The 19,985-nt window shown below is 46.6% G+C and carries 15 protein-coding genes and 1 riboswitch; of the genes, 9 read left to right on the top strand and 6 right to left on the bottom strand.

What is annotated here, in order from left to right; translation table 11 throughout:
- Positions 1-5 precede the first annotated feature (5 nt).
- From GZK95_RS00610 to GZK95_RS00595, 4 genes are read right to left on the bottom strand one after another with little or no spacing between them, the layout of a single operon-like run.
- On the bottom strand, positions 6-1,472 hold the full coding sequence (locus GZK95_RS00610; RefSeq protein ID WP_075713206.1) for a fructuronate reductase: 1,467 nt from the start codon (positions 1,470-1,472) through the stop codon (positions 6-8).
- A 57-nt stretch (positions 1,473-1,529) separates the two neighbouring features.
- Positions 1,530-3,926, bottom strand: a complete 2,397-nt coding sequence (locus GZK95_RS00605) for a glycoside hydrolase family 31 protein (protein WP_075713208.1) — start codon at positions 3,924-3,926, stop codon at positions 1,530-1,532.
- 58 nt (positions 3,927-3,984) lie between these two features.
- Positions 3,985-5,286: a TRAP transporter large permease gene (locus GZK95_RS00600; RefSeq protein ID WP_075710564.1), complete on the bottom strand. Its 1,302-nt coding sequence runs from the start codon at positions 5,284-5,286 to the stop codon at positions 3,985-3,987.
- A gap of 45 nt (positions 5,287-5,331) precedes the next feature.
- Complete coding sequence (locus GZK95_RS00595; protein WP_075710562.1) at positions 5,332-5,826, bottom strand: TRAP transporter small permease; 495 nt, start codon at positions 5,824-5,826, stop codon at positions 5,332-5,334.
- 300 nt (positions 5,827-6,126) lie between these two features.
- Between GZK95_RS00595 and GZK95_RS00590 the strand changes: the two genes are divergently transcribed.
- The 4 genes from GZK95_RS00590 (at position 6,127) to uxuA (ending at position 11,087) form a co-directional block, all read left to right on the top strand.
- The gene (locus tag GZK95_RS00590; RefSeq protein ID WP_075716477.1) at positions 6,127-7,119 is read left to right on the top strand and encodes a TRAP transporter substrate-binding protein; all 993 of its coding nucleotides are present in this window, start codon (positions 6,127-6,129) and stop codon (positions 7,117-7,119) included.
- A 53-nt stretch (positions 7,120-7,172) separates the two neighbouring features.
- The gene (locus tag GZK95_RS00585) at positions 7,173-8,960 is read left to right on the top strand and encodes a glycoside hydrolase family 2 protein (protein ID WP_075716478.1); all 1,788 of its coding nucleotides are present in this window, start codon (positions 7,173-7,175) and stop codon (positions 8,958-8,960) included.
- 94 nt (positions 8,961-9,054) lie between these two features.
- Positions 9,055-9,804 carry an FCD domain-containing protein gene (locus tag GZK95_RS00580; protein WP_075710556.1) on the top strand — a complete coding sequence of 250 codons (750 nt, stop codon included), beginning with the start codon at positions 9,055-9,057 and terminating at the stop codon, positions 9,802-9,804.
- A gap of 95 nt (positions 9,805-9,899) precedes the next feature.
- Entirely contained in the window at positions 9,900-11,087 is a 1,188-nt protein-coding gene (gene uxuA / locus GZK95_RS00575; RefSeq protein ID WP_075716479.1) for a mannonate dehydratase, read from the top strand.
- Between the two features lie 49 nt (positions 11,088-11,136).
- Here uxuA and GZK95_RS00570 read toward each other — a convergent pair whose 3' ends face one another.
- Together GZK95_RS00570 and GZK95_RS00565 are read right to left on the bottom strand one after the other, a co-directional pair.
- Positions 11,137-11,562: a phosphate-starvation-inducible protein PsiE gene (locus GZK95_RS00570; RefSeq protein WP_075710552.1), complete on the bottom strand. Its 426-nt coding sequence runs from the start codon at positions 11,560-11,562 to the stop codon at positions 11,137-11,139.
- Positions 11,563-11,664: 102 nt separating this feature from the next.
- The gene (locus tag GZK95_RS00565; protein ID WP_075716480.1) at positions 11,665-13,035 is read right to left on the bottom strand and encodes an NCS2 family permease; all 1,371 of its coding nucleotides are present in this window, start codon (positions 13,033-13,035) and stop codon (positions 11,665-11,667) included.
- 64 nt (positions 13,036-13,099) lie between these two features.
- A riboswitch (purine riboswitch) is annotated at positions 13,100-13,199 on the bottom strand.
- A gap of 346 nt (positions 13,200-13,545) precedes the next feature.
- Between GZK95_RS00565 and gmk the strand changes: the two genes are divergently transcribed.
- The 5 genes from gmk to recG all read left to right on the top strand — a co-directional run bounded on the left by gmk (position 13,546) and on the right by recG (position 19,874).
- Positions 13,546-14,169, top strand: a complete 624-nt coding sequence (gene gmk, locus GZK95_RS00560; protein WP_075710548.1) for a guanylate kinase — start codon at positions 13,546-13,548, stop codon at positions 14,167-14,169.
- Positions 14,170-14,291: 122 nt separating this feature from the next.
- Positions 14,292-14,564, top strand: coding sequence for a DNA-directed RNA polymerase subunit omega (gene rpoZ, locus GZK95_RS00555; RefSeq protein ID WP_075710546.1), 273 nt, complete (start codon positions 14,292-14,294; stop codon positions 14,562-14,564).
- Between the two features lie 36 nt (positions 14,565-14,600).
- A complete protein-coding gene (spoT, locus tag GZK95_RS00550) occupies positions 14,601-16,721 on the top strand; it encodes a bifunctional GTP diphosphokinase/guanosine-3',5'-bis pyrophosphate 3'-pyrophosphohydrolase (RefSeq protein WP_075710544.1) in 2,121 nt (706 codons plus the stop codon).
- Positions 16,722-16,789: 68 nt separating this feature from the next.
- On the top strand, positions 16,790-17,473 hold the full coding sequence (gene trmH, locus GZK95_RS00545; RefSeq protein ID WP_075716481.1) for a tRNA (guanosine(18)-2'-O)-methyltransferase TrmH: 684 nt from the start codon (positions 16,790-16,792) through the stop codon (positions 17,471-17,473).
- A 322-nt stretch (positions 17,474-17,795) separates the two neighbouring features.
- Positions 17,796-19,874, top strand: coding sequence for an ATP-dependent DNA helicase RecG (recG, locus tag GZK95_RS00540; RefSeq protein ID WP_075716483.1), 2,079 nt, complete (start codon positions 17,796-17,798; stop codon positions 19,872-19,874).
- Positions 19,875-19,985: the final 111 nt, after the last annotated feature.

Raw genomic sequence — 19,985 nt, 5'->3', positions numbered from 1 at the left:
TGAAATTAGATAAGAGAGGCAACTGCGCCGCGAGCACCATCACTCAGTAGACGCTGATAGGCGTCAGTCACTGCGGTAACGAAAGTGTCGTTTTTAATTAAATCAGTACCAAAGATCGCTTCAATTGATAGTAGCGTTTTAACTACACTTACGTTCAAACCGTGCTCTGCGTAAATCGCTTGGAATTGCTCAACCATTGGGTCGCGCACATCAATCGCTTCGCCTTGCTCAGTTTGTGCAGAAACATAACGCATCCAGCCAGCAATACCCATCGCGAGCCATTTGAAGTCACTGCCTTGCGCTAGGTGATGACGCAGTGAGCCACCCATGCGTTGTGGGATCTTCTGGCTACCATCCATCGCGATTTGCCATGTCTGATGCTTGAGGCTTGGGTTAGTAAAGCGCTCAATCAGAAGCTTCGCGTACGCTTCTAAGTCAGTGCCTTCTGGCATGTTTAGCGTTGGCGCTTGCGCTTTCATCATCATGTCGAATGCCGCTTGGCGGTAATCTTCATTAGTCATGGTGTCGGAAATGTGCGCGTAACCACTAAGGAAACCAAGGTACGCAAGGAAAGAGTGACTACCGTTTAGCATACGCAGTTTCATTTCTTCAAACGGTACTACGTCAGCAACAAATTCAGCGCCGACAACGTTCCAGTCAGGACGACCTGCAACGAAATTATCTTCGATAACCCATTGACGAAATGGCTCACAAGCAATACCACAAGGATCGGCAACGCCAACAAGCTCTGCAATTTCGTTGAGTGTTTCTTCTGTCGCCGCTGGTACGATACGGTCAACCATGGTGCATGGGAAGGTCACGTTCGCTTCAATCCATGCCGCTAGGTCGGCATCTACCAAGTTAGCAAAATCCAGTACGGCTGCGCGAGCAACATGGCCGTTCTCTTGCACGTTATCGCAAGACATTACCGTAAACGGCGCAATGCCTTTTTCACGACGCTGGCGCAGCGCTTCAACAATGTAACCAATCGCTGAACTCGGATCTTGCGGGTTAGCCAGATCGCTCACAATCAGCGCGTTGTTTTTGTCTAAACGGCCTGTTGCAGGGTCTGCGCAGTAACCTTTTTCCGTGATTGTCATAGAAACAATCGCGACTTGTTCTTCAGTCATTTTTGCTAGTACAGCCACTTTGCCATCTAGCGTTGGGTGCAGTGATTCCGTTACCGAACCAATCAGCTTTACTTCTGTTGCTTGCGCGCCCTTCTCTGCCACTGTGTATAGATGGTCTTGCGCGCGAAGTTGTTCAATCAGCTCTTCACCGCCGAACAAGTTAACTTCACAGATGCCCCAATCACTGCCGGTTTTTTCTAACATTTCGTTAGTGAATAGCGCTTGGTGCGCACGATGGAAAGCACCAAAACCTAGGTGCACAATACGAGATCTAAGTTGGCTGCGCTCATAGCGAGGTACAATAACGCTTGTGTTCAGTTGGCTGTTGCTGATGTTTTTCATTTAATTTTCCTTGCTTGAACAAGAGAGCCCTCACGAGCTCTCAATTCGTTATTGTGGTTATTTAGCTTCGCTAAGAGGGAAAGCATCACCGGAGCGGTAGGTTTTGCCATTGACGATAAGAGGACGCGTTTCACCTTGAGGTAAACGCAGAGTTAGTGCTTGATAAGCCGGTTGATAGTCACCGCGACGAGCAATCTCAAGTTCGATGGCTTGATTGCTACAGGACATATTGATATCCAGCGTAATATGCTGACCTTCACGGTAGCCGTAGCTTTCACCATCATCGTCAAACAAACAACTAACACTCTCACCGACGCCCATCAGTGGATAGATGTTCAATGCTCGCGCCGAATCTTGCGTAGCATCAATATGGGCGACACGCTCACTGATTGGCATAATCGAACCCGCACGAACCAACAGTGGAATACGCTCTAATGGCGCATCGAGCGTAATCATTTGACCAGCGCTGTGCCATTGACCTGTATAGAAATCATACCAACCTGCTTGGTTGTCTGGCAGATAAACATCACGCAGACGCTGACCTTGCTCCACCACCGATGCAACCAGTAGATCTTGACCAAACAGGTAATCATCACACTCTGCAAACGTACGCGTGTCATGTTCATGATCAAGGAAGGTAGGACGCAGCATCGGTTCATCTAGGGTCGACGCTTTATGTAAAGCATCATAGATATACGGCATAAGTTGGTAACGTAGACGCATGGCATCACGAACAATCGGCGTCACGCTTGGGTACATCCAAGGCTCATTAACCGTACCATCATCGTTCCAAGAGTGAATGGTGAAACGCGGATTCATAACCCCATTTTGCACCCAACGTGCGAACAGTTCAGGATCGGGTTTATCTCCTGAGAAACCACCCACATCATGACCTACGTTGTACAAACCCGATAAACTCATACCTAAGCCCATCTTGATGTTGTACTTCAAACTGGTCCAGTTAGTACGATTATCGCCACTCCAAGTTTGGACGTAACGGTTCATACCCGGACAACCCGAACGTGAAATCAGATAAGGACGAAGCTCTGGAGCGAATTCGGCTTGGGCTTCAAATGAAGCACGCATCATCAACAAAGGTTGCAACGGGCGGATTAAGCTCACAGGGATCTCTTTACCAAAGCCGAAACAACGTGCTCTGCGATCCCAAATTTCATATTCGTTATTGTCGTTCCACGTTGAGTCGATGCCTTTTTCGAGCAACTGCTCTTTAACGTTCGTTTGCCACCACTTAACTGTCTCCGGGTTGGTAAAGTCTAGGTGTGAGCCATCCGCATCCCAGAACACCGAATTTTCAGGCTGATCAAACTCTGAATCCTGAATAAATAGCCCTTTCTCTTTGACTTCGGCAAAACGAGGATGGTCATGCAACAAACAAGGTTTGATATTCGCCGCTAATTTCATGCCATGGTGATGGAAGTGATCGGACATACCGTTCGGATTTGGCACTTTGTCGTAGTTCCAGTTGAACACGTAACGTTTGTCGCCAATTGAGGTGTAGCCTGAAGATAGTTGGAATGAGTCACAAGGAATACCGTGCTCTGCACATTGGTCAACAAAACCTTCAAGCAACTCTTGAGAGTTTGGCGCATCGGTATATTGCATGGTTGAACCGCTGTAACCTAAGCTCCATTTCGGCCCGAACAAGGTGCCGCCAGTCAAACGAACAAACTGTTTGGTCACACTCTTAACGCTATCACCGTACATAAAGTACATATCAAGATCGCCGTCTTCAGCACGGTAACTACGATACTTAATATGGTAGTTGTCGAGTTCATTACCTAAATCAAACCAACAACTGGCTAAGTTATCGTAGAACAGACCAAACGACGCATTGTGTTGCTCGCTCTGCGGCTTAGTAATGTAGAAAGGAATGTGTTTGTAGAGTGGATCTGTCTTGCTGGCGTCATAACCCATTGCATCAAGGTTGCGCATTTCAAAGCGACGACCTTCACGATTCAAGTTCCCCGTTTTTTCACCCAAACCGTAATAGTGGTCAGTCAGCTCACGATTCATAAAGTGCGCAATACCTGATTCGCTTACTCCAACTTGAATCGCCCCTGTTTTACGATCTTTAGCCAGTGGTAACCACTCGCCATCAATGCAGTGCTCCCACTCCATCCAAAGTGGTTGGTGTACCGTCAAACGCAACTGTTCTGTGGTCACAATCAGTTTATCTGCCGACTGCTCTAACTGATAAGTTGGGCAGCTAAAGCCTTCTGTCGACAGGCGGTCTCGTCCTTCCCAGGCCACGTCTTGCCCATCAGGAGCGACCGTCCATGTGCGATCTAAGCGCAAAGCTTGGTCACGTTTTACTAATACGCGAATAAGGTTGTTTTCAAGAATAAAAAGGTGAAGCGCGTGTTTATTATCACAATGAAGAATCACTTCATTGCCATTTTGTTGTTCAAACTGCCACTGTTTTAGAGATTTCATAGCGAAGGTGTCCATGCAAATGTGAGAGAGCCCAAGGGCTCTCTCAAGATAATTATTATTAGTAACCTAGGAATAGCTGAGGAAGCATCAAGCTGATTTGAGGGATGAAGGTAACTAGCATCAGTGCCGCAACCAGTACTGCGTAGAATGGAAGAAGCGGTTTAATCACTTTATCAATCTTCACATCCCCCACCGAACAACCGATAAACAGCGCACTACCCACTGGAGGTGTACAGATGCCGATACATAGGTTGAAGGTCATCATGATGCCAAAGTGAACAGGATCCATACCTAAGTCCAAAGCGATTGGCAGGAAGATCGGCGTGAAAATCAATAACGCTGGCGTCATGTCCATGAAGATACCAACAATCAACAGAGCTAAGTTGATGATCAACAGGATAATTAATGGATTTTCAGACACTGCAAGTAACGCATCACTGATTAGGTAAGGGATGTCAGCGTTAGCCATCGCCCATGACATACCCATTGATGCACCAATCAGCAGCAATACGATAGAAGTGGTAACCACAGACTCTAGAATGATCTTTGGCAGTTGTTTGATGCTCACTTCTCGGTAGAAAACGACCGCTAACAATAGCGTGTAAACAACCGCAATCGCAGACGCTTCAGTTGCAGTAAAGATGCCACCGATGATGCCGCCCATAATGACCACAATTAAGCTCAAGCTTGGTAGTGCATCTAGCGTTTTTTGCATCACTTCAGAACGTGTTGGTTTTGGTGCCACTGGGTAGCCACGTTTTTTGGCAATAATGCCCGCAACAATCATCAAACCCAGTCCCATCAACATGCCTGGGATGTAACCAGCAAGGAAAAGTGCACCGATTGAAGTACCACCTGAAATCAGAGAGTAAACGATAAAGGTATTACTTGGCGGGATCAGTAGGCCGGTTGGACATGAAGTAATGTTTACCGCTGCAGAGTAAGCAGGATCGTAACCCTCTTTCTTTTGTAGTGGCGACATGGTGCCACCAACGGCCGCAGCAGAAGCGACAGCAGAACCCGAAATCGCACCAAACATCATGTTGGCGATAACATTAACGTGAGCCAGCGAACCAGGTAAACGACCACCAAGAACCTTAGCAAACTCAATCAGACGAATAGCAATGCCGCCTTGATTCATAATGTTGCCCGCAAGGATAAAGAACGGGATAGCCAAAAGCGCAAAACTATCGAGACCCGAGGCCATTTTTTGCGAAATAACAGCAATCGCAGCATCAAACGGAAGCGACATCATAACGGTCAGCAGTGAAGCGATACCGATAGCAAATGAGATTGGCACACCAATTCCGAGTAAGAGGAAGAAGCTACCAAATAAAACAATCAGAACTTGCCATTCCACGGTTAATATTCCTTATTTAAGTAATTATTAAAATTCTGTCAGGCGTTATGACGCCAGATTTTGGCGTTGAGAAACCAGTTCAAGCAGATCGCGAATGATGTAAACCACCATAAATAAACCACTTAATGGAATCGCGGCGTAAACCAACCCCATTTCAATGCCAAGTGCAGGCGAAACTTGCCCTGTCGCCAGAGTTTTAAGCATTAAATTACCACCACCGTAGATCATGATGATGAAGGCAAAAGAGACACTGAAAAGGTTGATAATGATGTTTAGGTTGTTCAGCTTAAGTGGGCTTTTTTCCAACTTCATTGGTAATAAATCGATTGCAAGGTGGCGCTTTTGTCCCATGGTGTAGGCTGCACCCATTAAGCCAACCCAGATAAATAGGAAGCGAGATACTTCATCCGTAAACGTACTTGGACTATTCAACACGTAACGGGAAAACACCTGCCACGATACAGACAACACCAATACACTACTTAGTGAAATGCAGAATAAAGAGAGCACTTTATTCATTGCGGTGATGAGCTTGTTCATTAAAGTCTCCTAGGCGACGATTCTTTCGTCTAAAAATGTAGAAAGCGATTCAAAAGTAGGATGTGGCGCATTTAAGCACAGAGCAAAAATCTCGCTTGTGATAAAACTCACATTAAGATTGGTCAGTCCAATTTTGTTAACCAAAGTATGACATTGGTCAACCAGTCACAATTTTCTCATTGAAAATTGGTTGTTAGTGCGTCAAATTGAACAGGCAATAACGATTTCTGATTGGTCACGAATAATTGGTTAACCAGAAATGACAAATAACTAACACAACAATAAAACATGGAGAACCCTATGCTTTTTAACAAAAAAGCGCTGGCGACATTCGTTACTTGTGCCCTAGCAGCGACCACCTCTTTCTCTACTCTTGCGGCAACAACGCTGAAGCTGAGCCACAACCAAGACCGTAACCACCCTGTTCACAAGTCAATGCAGTACATGGCTGACAAAGTGAAAGAGTACACAGACGGTGAAGTTCGTATCCGTATCTATCCAAACGGCCAGCTAGGAACACAGCGTGAGTCAATGGAGCTTCTTCAAAACGGTGCACTTCACATTGCGAAATCTAACGCGAGTGAACTCGAAGCATTTGAACCAGCATACGGCGCATTCAATATCCCTTACATCTTCCGCGACCGTGACCACTACTACCGTGCAATGGAAGGCGAAGTGGGTGAGAAAATCCTAGAAGCGTCATACGACAAAGGCTTTATTGGCCTGACTTACTACGATGCGGGGGCACGTAGCTTCTACGCCAACAAAGAAATCAAGACACCAGCAGATCTAGCGGGTCTTAAAATCCGCGTTCAACCTAGCCCAACAGCGGTTGAAATGATCAAGATGATGGGTGGTTCTCCAACTCCTCTGTCTTACGGTGAGCTATACACAGCACTGCAACAAGGCGTTGTCGACGGTGCTGAAAACAACGAAACCGCTCTAACAACAGCTCGCCATGGTGAAGTAGCGAAAATCTTCAGTATGGATGAGCACACGATGATTCCTGACGTATTGGTCATCAGCTCGAAAGTTTGGGATGAACTATCCGCAGACGAGCAGCAAGCAATGAAGAAAGCGGCAAAAGAGTCCATGGCATTCCATAAAGACCTATGGACAGAAATGACGGTTGAGTCGATTGAAAAAGCGAAATCTTCGATGGATGTGAAGTTTGTAGCCGTTGAGAAACAGCCATTCGTTGATGCCGTCAAACCAATGCATGACGCAGCATTACAGAACCCAGCAATTGCTGACTATGTTCGCGGTATTGATGCTCTAGTAAGCACCAACTAACAGTGAATATCGAGAGCGCAATACGCGCTCTCATACTTAGGAATAAAAACAAGATGTTAGAACGTTCTGAACTCGCTGAAAACGCTATCAATTGCTTGCACGATGAGCAGTATGATGTGCCATTCAACCTCCAAAATCTTAACCATACCAACATGTTATTTATGGGTGGTCGTGACACTGAATCTCTTAATGGTCACTGGAACTTTGCGGTCGATTTGCTTGATACTGGTTTGCGCCAACGTTGGTACGACATGAAACCCATGCCAGCAGAACAGCGCATTGAGCCATGGGACTACGACCCATATGTTGGAGAGACAATTCCTGTCCCTTCTTGCTGGCAAATGCAAAAAGAAAAATGGTATTTCTTTGAAGGTAGCGCTTGGTACACCAAAGCATGGGATTACCAAGAAGCAGAACAAGATGAACGAGTGTTTCTCCGTATCGGCGCAGCTCAATACGATTGTAAGATCTTCCTAAACGGCGAGTTTATTGGTAACCACTACGGTGGCTCTACCCCATTCTTCGCAGAATTTACCGGTAAGCTACAAGCAGGCCGCAACTGGATTATGTGTTGTGTAAACAACAACCGTACTCTTGACCGTGTCCCAATGCGCAATACTGACTGGTTTAACTATGGTGGTATTTATCGCGACATCGAAATCGTGCGTACCCCAGCAGCAATCATTCGTGATCTACACGTCTACCTAGTCCCTAACAACCAATACAACTTAATCCACATTGATGTTGAAGCAGAAGGTGCCGCTGACAATGTAGAAATTACGATTGCAGAGCTTGGGCTTAACACTTCCATCGCTCTAACCGATGGCAAAGGTTCATTAGAGATTGCCGCTCAACCCGAGCTTTGGTCGCCTGAAAACCCAAAACTTTACGACATCACCGCCACCTTTGGTCAAGACCAAGTGACTGACCGCGTTGGTTTCCGTCAAATCGAAGTAAAGGGAACAGAAATCGTCCTGAACGGTGTTAATACTTTCCTCCGTGGTATCAGTGTGCATGAAGATGACCAATACCTAGGTAAAGTCGTGACACCTGAAGATCTCAAACGCCGTTTCCAACACGCAAAAGAGTTGAACTGTAACTACATGCGTTTTGCGCACTATACGCACCATGAAATGGCGACGAAAATGGCCGATGAACTGGGCTTTTTGATTTGGGCTGAAATCCCGGTTTACTGGGCAATTGACTTTGAAAACCCAGCCACTTACCGCGATGCGGAAAACCAGTTGATTGAAATGATTAAGCGTGACCGCAACCGTGCTTCAGTGATCATGTGGTCAGTGGGTAACGAAAACGCCGACACAGACGCTCGCTTAACGTTCATGTCAAATCTGGTCAAAACTGCGCGCGACAACGATCCATGCCGCTTAGTCTCGGCCGCCTGTTTGGTTAACCACGCGAAAAATAAGATTGAAGATCGCTTAGCCGAACATTTAGATATCATTGGTATCAATGAATACTACGGTTGGTATGAAGAAGTCTTTGATGATTTGATTGAAATTGGCGAAAACTCCAATCCAGGCAAACCCGTAGTCATCTCAGAAACAGGCGCAGATGGTTTCATTGGTGAAGGCGCACCAAAAACTGGTTTCTTTAGCGAAGCTTACATGACTGAAGTATACCAAAAGCAGATCGAATACTTAGAGCGATTAGACTATATCAAAGGCATCTCACCATGGATTCTCTATGAGTTCCGTGTCGAGCGTCGTCAAAATATGTTCCAGAAAGGATGGAACCGTAAGGGTCTGATTTCTAATGACAAGTTCACGAAGAAGGCGTCATTCCATCTGCTTGCAGACTTCTACGCAAAACTAAAATCTTAATCTGTGTAATAACCCCCAAAATTGGTCAACCAGTTGGTTGACCAATTTATCCGGAATGATATGATTACACCATGACAAACCGGCGAGAGTATCAATGAACATCGCAATATCAGAACCAAAAAGACTGTATCAAGAAATTGGCTTTTCACTGCAGGAACGCATTTTAAAGGGTGAATTCAAAGTGGGTGACCGCTTGCCACCAGAACGTGACATCGCGGAAGAAATGGAAGTCAGTCGCTCAGTTGTACGCGAAGCTATTATCATGCTGGAACTACGAGGCTTGGTAGAAGTGCGCAAAGGATCTGGTGTTTATGTCATTAATATCCCAAGCAAAGATAGCCAAAACATCCAAGCTTCAATGCCAAGATCGAGCTCAGATATCGGTCCGTTTGAACTGCTACAAGCTCGCCAAGTTATTGAAAGCGAGATCGCTGGCTTCGCAGCTCGCCATATTACTAAGAACGATATTCAGCGTCTGCGCGACGCACTCAACAGCGAAAAACACAATTTAGAAAGTGGTGTCGAAGATTACGACAGCGACGAACTCTTCCACCTTGTTATCGCTGAAGCTTCTCAGAATAGCGTATTAGCCGATATTGCTAATGATCTTTGGCTACGCCGCCATGAAAGCTCAATGTGGCGACAACTCCACTCTCGCATTAGCAACAACGATTACCGCAAAGCTTGGTTGTTAGATCACGAGAGAATTCTAATTGCGCTGCAAAAACGTGATCCAGAAGGAGCACGTAACGCAATGTGGGAACACTTAGAGAATGTAAAACAAGTTCTGTTCAAACTCTCTGACGTCGATGACCCTAAATTCGACGGCTATCTGTTCCCATAAACCCAATTTAATGAGGGGAGCCTCTCCCCTCGACGCTTGATGTAGTGATTTTTGCCCCAAGTAAAAGTTCACAATAATAAGAAGGTAAAAAAACCATGGAACAAACGTGGCGTTGGTACGGTCCTAATGACCCTGTATCCCTAGACGATATTCGCCAAGCTGGCGCAACTGGTATCGTCAACGCACTGCACCATATCCCTAACGGTGAAGTGTGGACCAAAGAAGAGATTCTCGCGCGTAAAGCGATCATTGAAGCGAAAGGTTTAACTTGGTCTGTGGTTGAAAGTGTTCCTGTACACGAAGAGATCAAAACTCAAACTGGCAACTACCAACAGTGGATCGAAAACTACAAGCAAACTCTGCGTAACCTTGCGCAATGTGGTATCGATACTGTTTGCTACAACTTTATGCCTGTTCTCGATTGGACTCGTACTGATCTTGAATACGAAATGGCTGATGGCTCGAAAGCGCTGCGTTTTGACCAGATCGCGTTTGCCGCTTTTGAACTTCACATTCTAAAACGCCCTGGTGCAAACGCCGACTACACTGAAGCAGAGCAAGCGCAAGCACTTGAATACTTCAACAACATGTCTGAAGAGCAAGTTAAGCAGCTAACAGCCAACATCATCGCAGGTCTTCCTGGTGCAGAAGAAGGCTACACATTAGAAGCATTCCAAGCGCAACTTGACCGCTACGCGGGCATCAACAAAGACAAGTTGCGTGAGCACATGCGTCACTTCTTAGCTGAGCTAATGCCAGTGTGTGACGAAGAAAACATTAAGATGGCGGTTCACCCTGACGATCCACCGCGCCCTATCCTAGGTTTGCCTCGTATCGTTTCTACTATCGAAGATATTGATTGGTTAACTGAACAAGTCCCGAGCCAAAACAACGGCATCACAATGTGTACGGGCTCTTATGGTGTTCGTGGTGATAATGACTTAGTCAACATGATCAAAAAGCATGGTGACCGCGTTTACTTTACGCATCTACGCTCCACTAAGCGCGAAGAGCATAACCCGATGACCTTCCACGAAGCGGCACACCTAGATGGTGATGTTGATATGTATGGTGTGGTCATGGCGATTCTTGAAGAAGAGCAACGTCGTGAAGAAGCTGGCGATCTGCGCAAAATTCCAATGCGCCCAGACCACGGTCACCAAATGTTGGATGACCTGAAAAAGAAAACCAACCCAGGTTACTCGGCAATTGGTCGCTTAAAAGGCCTAGCAGAAGTGCGCGGTTTAGAAGTGGCGTTAAAACGCGCATTCTTTACCAAATAACGCGACAAAAAAGCCCCGCAATGCGGGGCTTTTTCATTAAAGGCAAAAGTTATTCGTCTTTTTCTGCGGTTTGCCCATCAATATATGGCCAATAGTGATGACCAACGCGTATCAGTAACGTCGCCGCCGCCAGCACAAACGCCGCCAGCGATAACCAAACTATCATCACCGAATCGAGCTCTTTCATACCCAGCGTGATATAGCGCGCGATTGCCATCATCGCGATATAGATCGGGTAGCGCACCGGTATTTTACCGTTCATCACAAACTGCCCTACCATCGCCAACACTTCAAGATAGATAAACATCAAGAGAATATCTTCCAGCATCACGCGCTTTTGCACATAAATGTGCACGAACTCTTCGACCATTGCCCACACCGTCGCCAAAGTAATGGCCACCAGCAATACCGCTTCTAAAATATGAAACAGTTTAAGAAAAGGTCGACTAAACGAAGAAGGTAAATGGGAAGGCATTGGAGTATTTCCAGAATGTTATTATTACTATCATTTAATAATATCATGGAAATATGACAAACAATGCCCCTACCTTGGTAGGAGCATTGGCAGTACTAACAATTAAAGCATCACGAGGTAAACTAAGAACACCAATGAGAGCACGTAAATCACTGGGTGCACTTCTTTACCGCGTCCAGCCACCAACATCGAGAAGCTGTAACTCAGGAAACCCATCGCCATACCATTTGCAGGCGAGAAACTGAGAACCGTGAACATAATCGTAAAGAACGTAGCAATACGTGATTCTTTGCGATCCCAGCTAATTTGTCCTAAACGCCCAATCATGTAGATACCGACCACCACCATCGCAGGGGCCACCATCGCTGCAGAGAAAATCGAGAAGATTGGGTACATAAATAGCGACAGCGCAAATAAACCAGCAACCATCACTGCCGCCAGACCTGTTTTGGCACCTTGTGAAGAAGCAATACCCGATTCAGAGAATGCGGTAATCGACGTGGTCCCCAAGATGGAACCAATTACCGTACCACCAGCATCCGCGACAAGAGCAGAACGAGCATTCGGCACTTTGCCATCATCATCAATAATGCCAGCATCACGCCCCACACCAACGATGGTGCTCAAGCCATCAAAGAAATCGACAATCAGGAAGATCAAAACGATAAACAGCAAATCAATCATCTTGTCTGCGGTTAAGCCCGAAATATCAAATACTGCACCAAACGTTCCTTCAATACTTGGGGGCATCGAGAAAATCTGCTCAGGCATTGGGGCATTATTGGTCCCCATCAGCAAGTCAGCAATGATGGTCAATAGAATCGCAGAGACAAATGAAATAAAGGTCGCGAGCTTAATATCACGGATCATACATCCCAAGGCGATAAAGATACTGATGTATGCAATCAGCACTTGTGGAGTAGAAATGTCACCCATACTAACCAAGATGATCGGGTTAGAAACGATAATGCCCGCGTTTTTCAAACCTAAGAAGGCGATAAACATGCCAAGCGAAACCGTGATCGCCAATTTAAGGTCTTCTGGAATCGATTCAATCAGGGTTTTGCGAATATTGGTCATCGAGAGAATCAGATAAATGATGCCTGACAGGAAGATACCAAACAGGGCCTCATTCCAGACCAAGGCCACCGATCCGCTAAGCAGCATACCTTTGAAGAAACCATTCATGCTCATACCGGGGGCCAACATCACAGGGTAGTTACCCCAAATACCCATAATCAACGTCGCGATCGCTGCTGACAGTGCGGTAGCCGTAAATACCGCCCCTTTATCCATACCAGGAATACCACCTAGAATCGCAGGGTTGACTGCGAGAATATAGGTCATCGCAAGGAAGGTAATAAAACCCGCATACAGCTCTGTACTGACGGTGGTTTTGCGCTCAGAAATCTTAAAGATTGACTCTAAAATTTGCGGGGATTTTTGCTCTTTAAGGGTAGATTCGAGACTCACTATGTAACCTTTGCAACTGTAAAAATAGTAGATGGATACACATGCTGAATAGAGAAATCTTGGTGAGTACACCAAAATTCACTGTAGTCACCAAGATAGGCTCGGTGGTAGAAACATCCAGTCCAATTCACTAGACATATACAGCACGTAAACGTTTGCGCGGATTGTATTGATTTAGAGTAAAAATTCAATGATTTTTGCGCCAGATAACGAAATTAGCCAAACGTTTGCGTAAAAAGTCAGTAAAAAACCCTTTGTTACACAACAACACGCATAATACTCAATCGAAGCTAAAATCATCCTCGACGGTTTTTACTGACCAAGACACTAAGATCATAGTTAACGGCGTCAATTGGTGGTTTTCCTTGTGATGATCCTTAAGATCGTGCTACTCTTCGCCTCCATTTTTCTGACCTATTTTTCACCACTCAAGTGATGCTTCTCGGTCAGTGCTATCTTTAAACTGTCGACTCTTCTCGACACCATCCAACCTAATGTGGAACGTTACATATGGGCAAAGGTACTCTATATATCGTCTCAGCACCGAGTGGCGCGGGCAAATCTAGCTTGATCTCAGCGATGCTGGAAACTAATCCAACATACGCGATGAAAGTATCTGTGTCTCACACAACGCGCGGCATGCGCCCGGGTGAGCAAGATGGTGTGCACTATCACTTTGTGCAAAAAGAGCTGTTTGAAGAACTGATTGAGCAAGGCCAGTTCCTTGAGTACGCTGAAGTATTCGGTAACTACTACGGCACTTCACGAGTTTGGATTGAAGACAACCTAGACAAAGGTATCGATGTATTTCTTGATATCGACTGGCAAGGTGCGCGTCAAATTCGCGAGCAAATGCCATTGGCAAAAAGCATCTTCATCCTACCACCATCAAACGGTGAGTTAGAGCGCCGCCTCAACACTCGTGGTCAAGATAGCGAAGCTGTTATTGCGAAACGCATGGCAGAAGCAAAATCAGAAATTTCTCACTATAGCGAATATGACTACGTTATTGTGAACGACGACTTTGATAATGCACTGATGGACTTTAAAGCAATCATCCGTGCAGAAAGATTGAAGCAAGATAAACAAGCTGCTAAATATAAAGGCATGCTTGACGCTTTATTGGCTGAGTAAGAGTCTCCCAAAAGCCATTCACCGACGAGAAACCGCGATATCATGCTTAAGCTAGAATATACTGACTTTAAGCTGTATAATTTCTCGTCATTCAAAATTTTAGTTAACTATTTGGAGTCCTCATGGCACGCGTAACTGTTCAAGACGCTGTTGAAAAAGTTGGCAACCGTTTCGACCTAGTACTGATTGCGGCACGCCGCGCACGTCAAATGCAAACTGGCGGCAAAGATTCACTAGTGCCAGAAGAGAACGATAAGCAAACGGTTATCGCTCTGCGCGAAATCGAAGAAGGTCTTATCACGAAAGAAATCCTTGATGCACGTGAGCGTCAAGAGCAACAAGAGCAAGAAGCAGCGGAACTGGCAGCAGTTAGCAGCATCGCTCACGGTCGCTAATAGACTTTCTCTACAACTATCTTCCGGGCCTAAAGTTTGTATCTATTCGATAGCCTCAAAGACGTTGCCCAAGAATACCTAACAGAGCCTCAAATTGAGGCTCTGCGTCAATCTTATGTGGTAGCGAAAAATGCCCATGAAGGGCAAACCCGTTCGAGCGGGGAACCTTATATCATCCACCCTGTTGCGGTTTCTCGCATCCTGGCTGAAATGCGTCTGGATCTTGAGACACTGCAAGCGGCTCTGCTGCACGATGTCATCGAAGATTGTGACGTCAGCAAAGAAGACCTTGAAGAACAATTTGGCAACTCAGTCGCTGAATTGGTGGACGGTGTATCTAAGCTGGATAAGCTTAAATTTCGTGATCGCAAAGAAGCTCAAGCAGAGAACTTCCGCAAGATGGTCCTTGCTATGGTGCAAGACATCCGCGTTATTCTGATCAAGCTGGCTGACCGCACACACAATATGCGTACGCTGGGTGCTTTGCGCCCTGACAAAAAGCGTCGTATCGCCCGTGAAACCCTTGAAATCTATTCACCTCTAGCACACCGCCTTGGTATCCATAATATTAAGACAGAACTGGAAGAGCTTGGCTTTGAAGCCCTCTATCCAAACCGCTACCGCGTTCTTAAAGAAGTGGTCAAAGCGGCGCGCGGTAACCGCAAAGAGATGATCCAACGTATCCACGGTGAAATCGAGGGTCGTCTAGAAGATGTCGGTCTTAAAGCTCGCGTGGTCGGTCGTGAAAAAAACCTGTTCTCCATCTATAACAAGATGAAAACCAAAGAGCAGCGTTTCCACACCATTATGGACATCTACGCATTTCGCGTGATTGTCGACAGTGCTGACACTTGTTATCGCGTACTTGGTCAAGTCCACAGCTTGTATAAGCCGCGTCCAGGTCGCGTGAAAGATTACATCGCAGTACCTAAAGCAAACGGCTACCAATCTATCCACACTTCAATGGTGGGCCCTCACGGCGTCCCTGTAGAAGTGCAGATCCGTACTGAAGATATGGATCAAATGGCGGATAAAGGTGTAGCTGCGCACTGGTCATACAAAGGCAACGGCGAGCGTACAGGCACAACGGCGCAAGTAAAAGCGCAACGCTGGATGCAAAGCTTGCTGGAACTGCAACAAAGCGCTGGTAACTCGTTTGAATTTATCGAAAACGTAAAATCCGATCTGTTCCCAGATGAGATTTACGTCTTTACGCCAAAAGGACGTATCGTTGAACTGCCGTTGGGTGCAACCGCGGTGGACTTTGCTTATGCGGTACATACTGACGTTGGTAATGCCTGTGTGGGTGCGCGAGTGGATCGCAATCCATACCCACTAAGCAAAGCGCTGAAGAATGGGCAAACGGTCGAGATCATCAGTGCGCCTGGTGCGCGTCCGAATGCTGCATGGCTAAACTACGTCGTGACATCGCGTGCTCGCACAAAGATTCGTCAAGTGCTTAAGACCATGCGTCGTGAAGAATCGATTACCCTAGGTCGTCGACTACTTAACCATGCACTTGGTCGCCACAATATTGATTCAATCTATCCAGAGAACATTCAGGAAGTACTGACTGACCTGCGCTTGGAAAGCGTTGATGACCTATTGGCAGCCATCGGTCTAGGTGAGTTGATGAGTATCGTCATTGCTCGTCGCTTGCTCGGTGATACTGATGAGTTAACGACAACAAGTTCAATCCCTAGCAACGGAACCAAGAAGCTGCCGATTCGCGGAGCTGAAGGTATTTTGCTGACGTTTGCTAACTGCTGTCATCCAATTCCAGATGATCACATTATTGCTCACGTCTCTCCGGGTCGAGGATTAGTCGTTCACCGTGAAACGTGTCCAAACGTACGCGGTTATCAACGAGAGCCAGATAAGTACATGGCAGTGGCGTGGTCAGAAGATTATGACCAAGAGTTTACTGCTGAGCTGCGGGTGGACGTGCAAAACCGCCAAGGGGCTTTGGCAGAACTCACCAATGTCATCTCTAAGACGGGCTCAAATATTCATGGTCTCTCGACTAAAGAGCGCGATGGTCGCCTTTATACTGTCACAGTGTTGCTGACGACCAAAGACCGTGTGCATCTAGCCAGTATTATGCGTCGCATTAAAGCGATGCCACAGACATTGCGTGTCCGTCGCCGCAAACACTAACAGATATTGCTAACTCTGGCCCTTGAGACTTCGCCGTTTCAAGGGCCTTATTTTTAATGACCATAGTTATGAATCTAGAACGCTACCAACGTATCCAACAAGTACTCAAGGCTCGCCAAACCGACCTAACCGTGTGCATGGAAGAAGTGCATAAACCCAATAATGTCTCAGCGGTTGTGCGCACAGCAGACGCTGCTGGTTTACATAAGATCCACGCTATCTGGCCGGATAAAATGCGCACCTTAACCCACACTTCGGCAGGCGCACGTAACTGGGTTGAGGTGGATAACCATCACACCATCGAAGATGCTGTTGCACAGCTCAAAGCGCAAGGGATGCAGATTCTCGTCACCAACTTGTCCGATACCGCCGTCGACTTTCGCCAAATTGATTACACCAAGCCAACGGCAATTATCCTCGGCAGTGAGAAAGTTGGTGCGTCTGAGCAAGCCAAAAAACTGGCTGACCAAGACATTATCATTCCAATGATGGGGATGGTGCAGTCGCTGAATGTTTCCGTTGCCAGTGCAATCATTCTTTACGAAGCACAGCGTCAACGCCAAGAAGCGGGCATGTACAACAATGAACAAAGCGCTTTGCCACAAGAAGTGATTCACCGCACTCTGTTTGAACGTGGTCATCCTGTACTAGCCAAAGTCGCAAAACGCAAAAATCTGCCATACCCACCACTCGATGACGAAGGTCAAATCGTCGCTGACGACGCTTGGTGGGCGGAGATGCAGAAAAAATAACATCGAGATTTTGGAAAGTAGAACCAGATTCCCTATCACGCGCTTTCGCGCTGTATGGAATGACAACCTTGCCTTTTCGATTTCCATCTTCCCGAGTTCGCAATCCAATAACCAGCAACTTTTGTCATCCTCAAGAGGCGCAGCCGAGTTGGGGATCTCTAGCTAAGTGCCATATTAAAACTAGAGTCAGCTCCCCTATCACGCGCTTTCACGCGGTATGGAATGGCAACCTTTACCTTTAGCGTTGCCAACCAACTTTCCCCTGTACAAAAACACAGCCAAATGGTTAACTATCTGCATCTTAGTTAATGAGCTTGGTGTTATGTCACAACTTCTGTCTGCTATTCCGCTTACGTCTTTAAGTGGCGTCGGTGCCAAAGTAGCGGAAAAATTGGAAAAAGTAGGCTTGTGCAGCGTACAGGACTTATTGTTCCACTTACCGCTACGCTACGAAGACCGAACTCGTGTTTATCCTATCGTTAAATTGCATGCGGGTCTTTGGGCTGCGGTGCAGGGCAAAGTGATGAGCGTAGATACCTTATTTGGTAAGCGCAAAATGCTGACGGTTAAGATTAGCGACGGAAACGGCACGCTAACTCTACGCTTTTTTAACTTTACCGCCGGCATGAAAAACAACTTTTCTGAAGGCAAAACCGTACACGCTTATGGTGAGATAAAACGCGGCAACTACGGCTTAGAAATCGTTCATCCAGACTATAAATTCTATGCACCAAACCAAGCCGTAGAAAGTGAGCCAAGCCTAACACCGGTTTACCCAACCACCGACGGATTGCGCCAAATTACCCTGCGTAATCTCACCGACCAAGCACTATCACTACTTGATAAAGCCGCAGTACAAGAGTTGCTACCAAGTGGTCTCTATCCACATCAGATTACATTGGCAGAGGCGCTGCATACTATTCATCGTCCACCGCCAGATATCGATTTAGCGCAATTTGATGAAGGAAAACACCCAGCACAAGTTCGTTTGATTATGGAGGAGTTGCTAGCGCAAAACCTCTCGATGCTAGCCGTGCGCAGCAAAGGTCAACAAGATGTCGCGATTCCGCTACCGCCAGTTGATCACCTTAAGCAACAGCTACTTAGCCAACTGCCATTTTCACCAACCAATGCACAGGCGCGTGTCGTTAATGAAATAGAGCAAGATCTTGCTAAACCCCATCCTATGATGCGTTTAGTACAAGGCGATGTAGGCTCAGGTAAAACTCTCGTTGCTGCGCTGGCAGCGCTGCGCGCGATCGAACATGGCTACCAAGTGGCATTAATGGCGCCGACTGAACTGCTTGCCGAGCAACATGCGCTCAACTTTGCTAATTGGTTTGAAACAATGAATATTCAAGTCGGCTGGCTAGCAGGCAAACTGAAAGGTAAGGCGAAAGAAACTGAGCTGGCACGAATTGCCAGTGGTGAAGCGCAGATGGTGGTCGGTACGCATGCCCTATTCCAAGAGCATGTCGAGTTTCACAACTTAGCCTTGGTGATCATCGATGAGCAGCACCGTTTCGGTGTCCACCAGCGCTTAGAACTGCGCGCTAAAGGCGAGAAGCAAGGTAGCTTCCCACACCAGTTGATCATGACTGCCACGCCGATTCCTCGCACTCTGGCGATGACTGCATACGCAGACTTGGAAACCTCGGTGATTGATGAACTACCACCGGGTCGAACCCCAATTCAAACTGTCGCGATCCCTGACACCAAACGCAACGATATCATTGAGCGTGTACGTCATGCTTGCCTTAATGAAGGCAAACAAGCGTATTGGGTATGTACGCTGATTGATGAATCAGAAGTGTTGGAGGCGCAGGCCGCAGCCGATACCGCTGAAGAATTACAGCGTCTGCTCCCCGACGTCAGCATTGGTTTGGTTCACGGGCGAATGAAACCAGCAGAAAAGCAAGCCGTGATGCAGGCATTCAAAGACAACAAGCTGAACCTTTTGGTCGCAACGACCGTTATCGAAGTCGGGGTAGATGTACCAAACTCAAGCTTGATGATCATCGAAAACCCAGAACGCCTTGGTTTAGCTCAGCTTCACCAGTTACGTGGCCGAGTGGGTCGGGGCTCGGTGGCCAGTCACTGCGTGTTGCTCTACCATGCTCCGCTATCAAAGACAGCCCAAAAACGCCTTGGCGTATTGCGCGAAAGCAATGATGGATTTGTGATTGCTCAGCGGGATCTGGAAATTCGTGGTCCCGGTGAATTGCTTGGAACCAAACAGACTGGCATGGCAGATTTCAAGATTGCCGATTTAGTTCGAGATCAGCGCTTAGTTCCCGAAGTTCAGCGCATTGCGCGTCATATTCATGACAATTACCCACAAAATGCTTTGGCAATCATCAATCGCTGGCTGGGTGAACGCGATATCTATTCTAAAGCGTAAAGCTAGCGCCTAACTAAAGATCCCCAACTCGGCTACGCCTCTCGAGGATGACAAGAATGGAGAAAGCTGGGCATTCGCTTATCCAAACAAAAAAAAGCGCCCTGCAGATAC

The organism is Vibrio panuliri, from assembly GCF_009938205.1.
Classification (GTDB): domain Bacteria; phylum Pseudomonadota; class Gammaproteobacteria; order Enterobacterales; family Vibrionaceae; genus Vibrio; species Vibrio panuliri.
This window is presented reverse-complemented; position numbering and strand designations above follow the sequence as displayed.

Coding starts and splice junctions, on each gene's coding strand:
- GZK95_RS00610 (WP_075713206.1), bottom strand. CDS start 1,472: ATGAAAAACATCAGCAACAGCCAACTGAACACAAGCGTTATTGTACCT.
- GZK95_RS00605 (WP_075713208.1), bottom strand. CDS start 3,926: ATGAAATCTCTAAAACAGTGGCAGTTTGAACAACAAAATGGCAATGAA.
- GZK95_RS00595 (WP_075710562.1), bottom strand. CDS start 5,826: ATGAACAAGCTCATCACCGCAATGAATAAAGTGCTCTCTTTATTCTGC.
- GZK95_RS00590 (WP_075716477.1), top strand. CDS start 6,127: ATGCTTTTTAACAAAAAAGCGCTGGCGACATTCGTTACTTGTGCCCTA.
- GZK95_RS00585 (WP_075716478.1), top strand. CDS start 7,173: ATGTTAGAACGTTCTGAACTCGCTGAAAACGCTATCAATTGCTTGCAC.
- GZK95_RS00580 (WP_075710556.1), top strand. CDS start 9,055: ATGAACATCGCAATATCAGAACCAAAAAGACTGTATCAAGAAATTGGC.
- uxuA (WP_075716479.1), top strand. CDS start 9,900: ATGGAACAAACGTGGCGTTGGTACGGTCCTAATGACCCTGTATCCCTA.
- GZK95_RS00570 (WP_075710552.1), bottom strand. CDS start 11,562: ATGCCTTCCCATTTACCTTCTTCGTTTAGTCGACCTTTTCTTAAACTG.
- gmk (WP_075710548.1), top strand. CDS start 13,546: ATGGGCAAAGGTACTCTATATATCGTCTCAGCACCGAGTGGCGCGGGC.
- rpoZ (WP_075710546.1), top strand. CDS start 14,292: ATGGCACGCGTAACTGTTCAAGACGCTGTTGAAAAAGTTGGCAACCGT.
- trmH (WP_075716481.1), top strand. CDS start 16,790: ATGAATCTAGAACGCTACCAACGTATCCAACAAGTACTCAAGGCTCGC.
- recG (WP_075716483.1), top strand. CDS start 17,796: ATGTCACAACTTCTGTCTGCTATTCCGCTTACGTCTTTAAGTGGCGTC.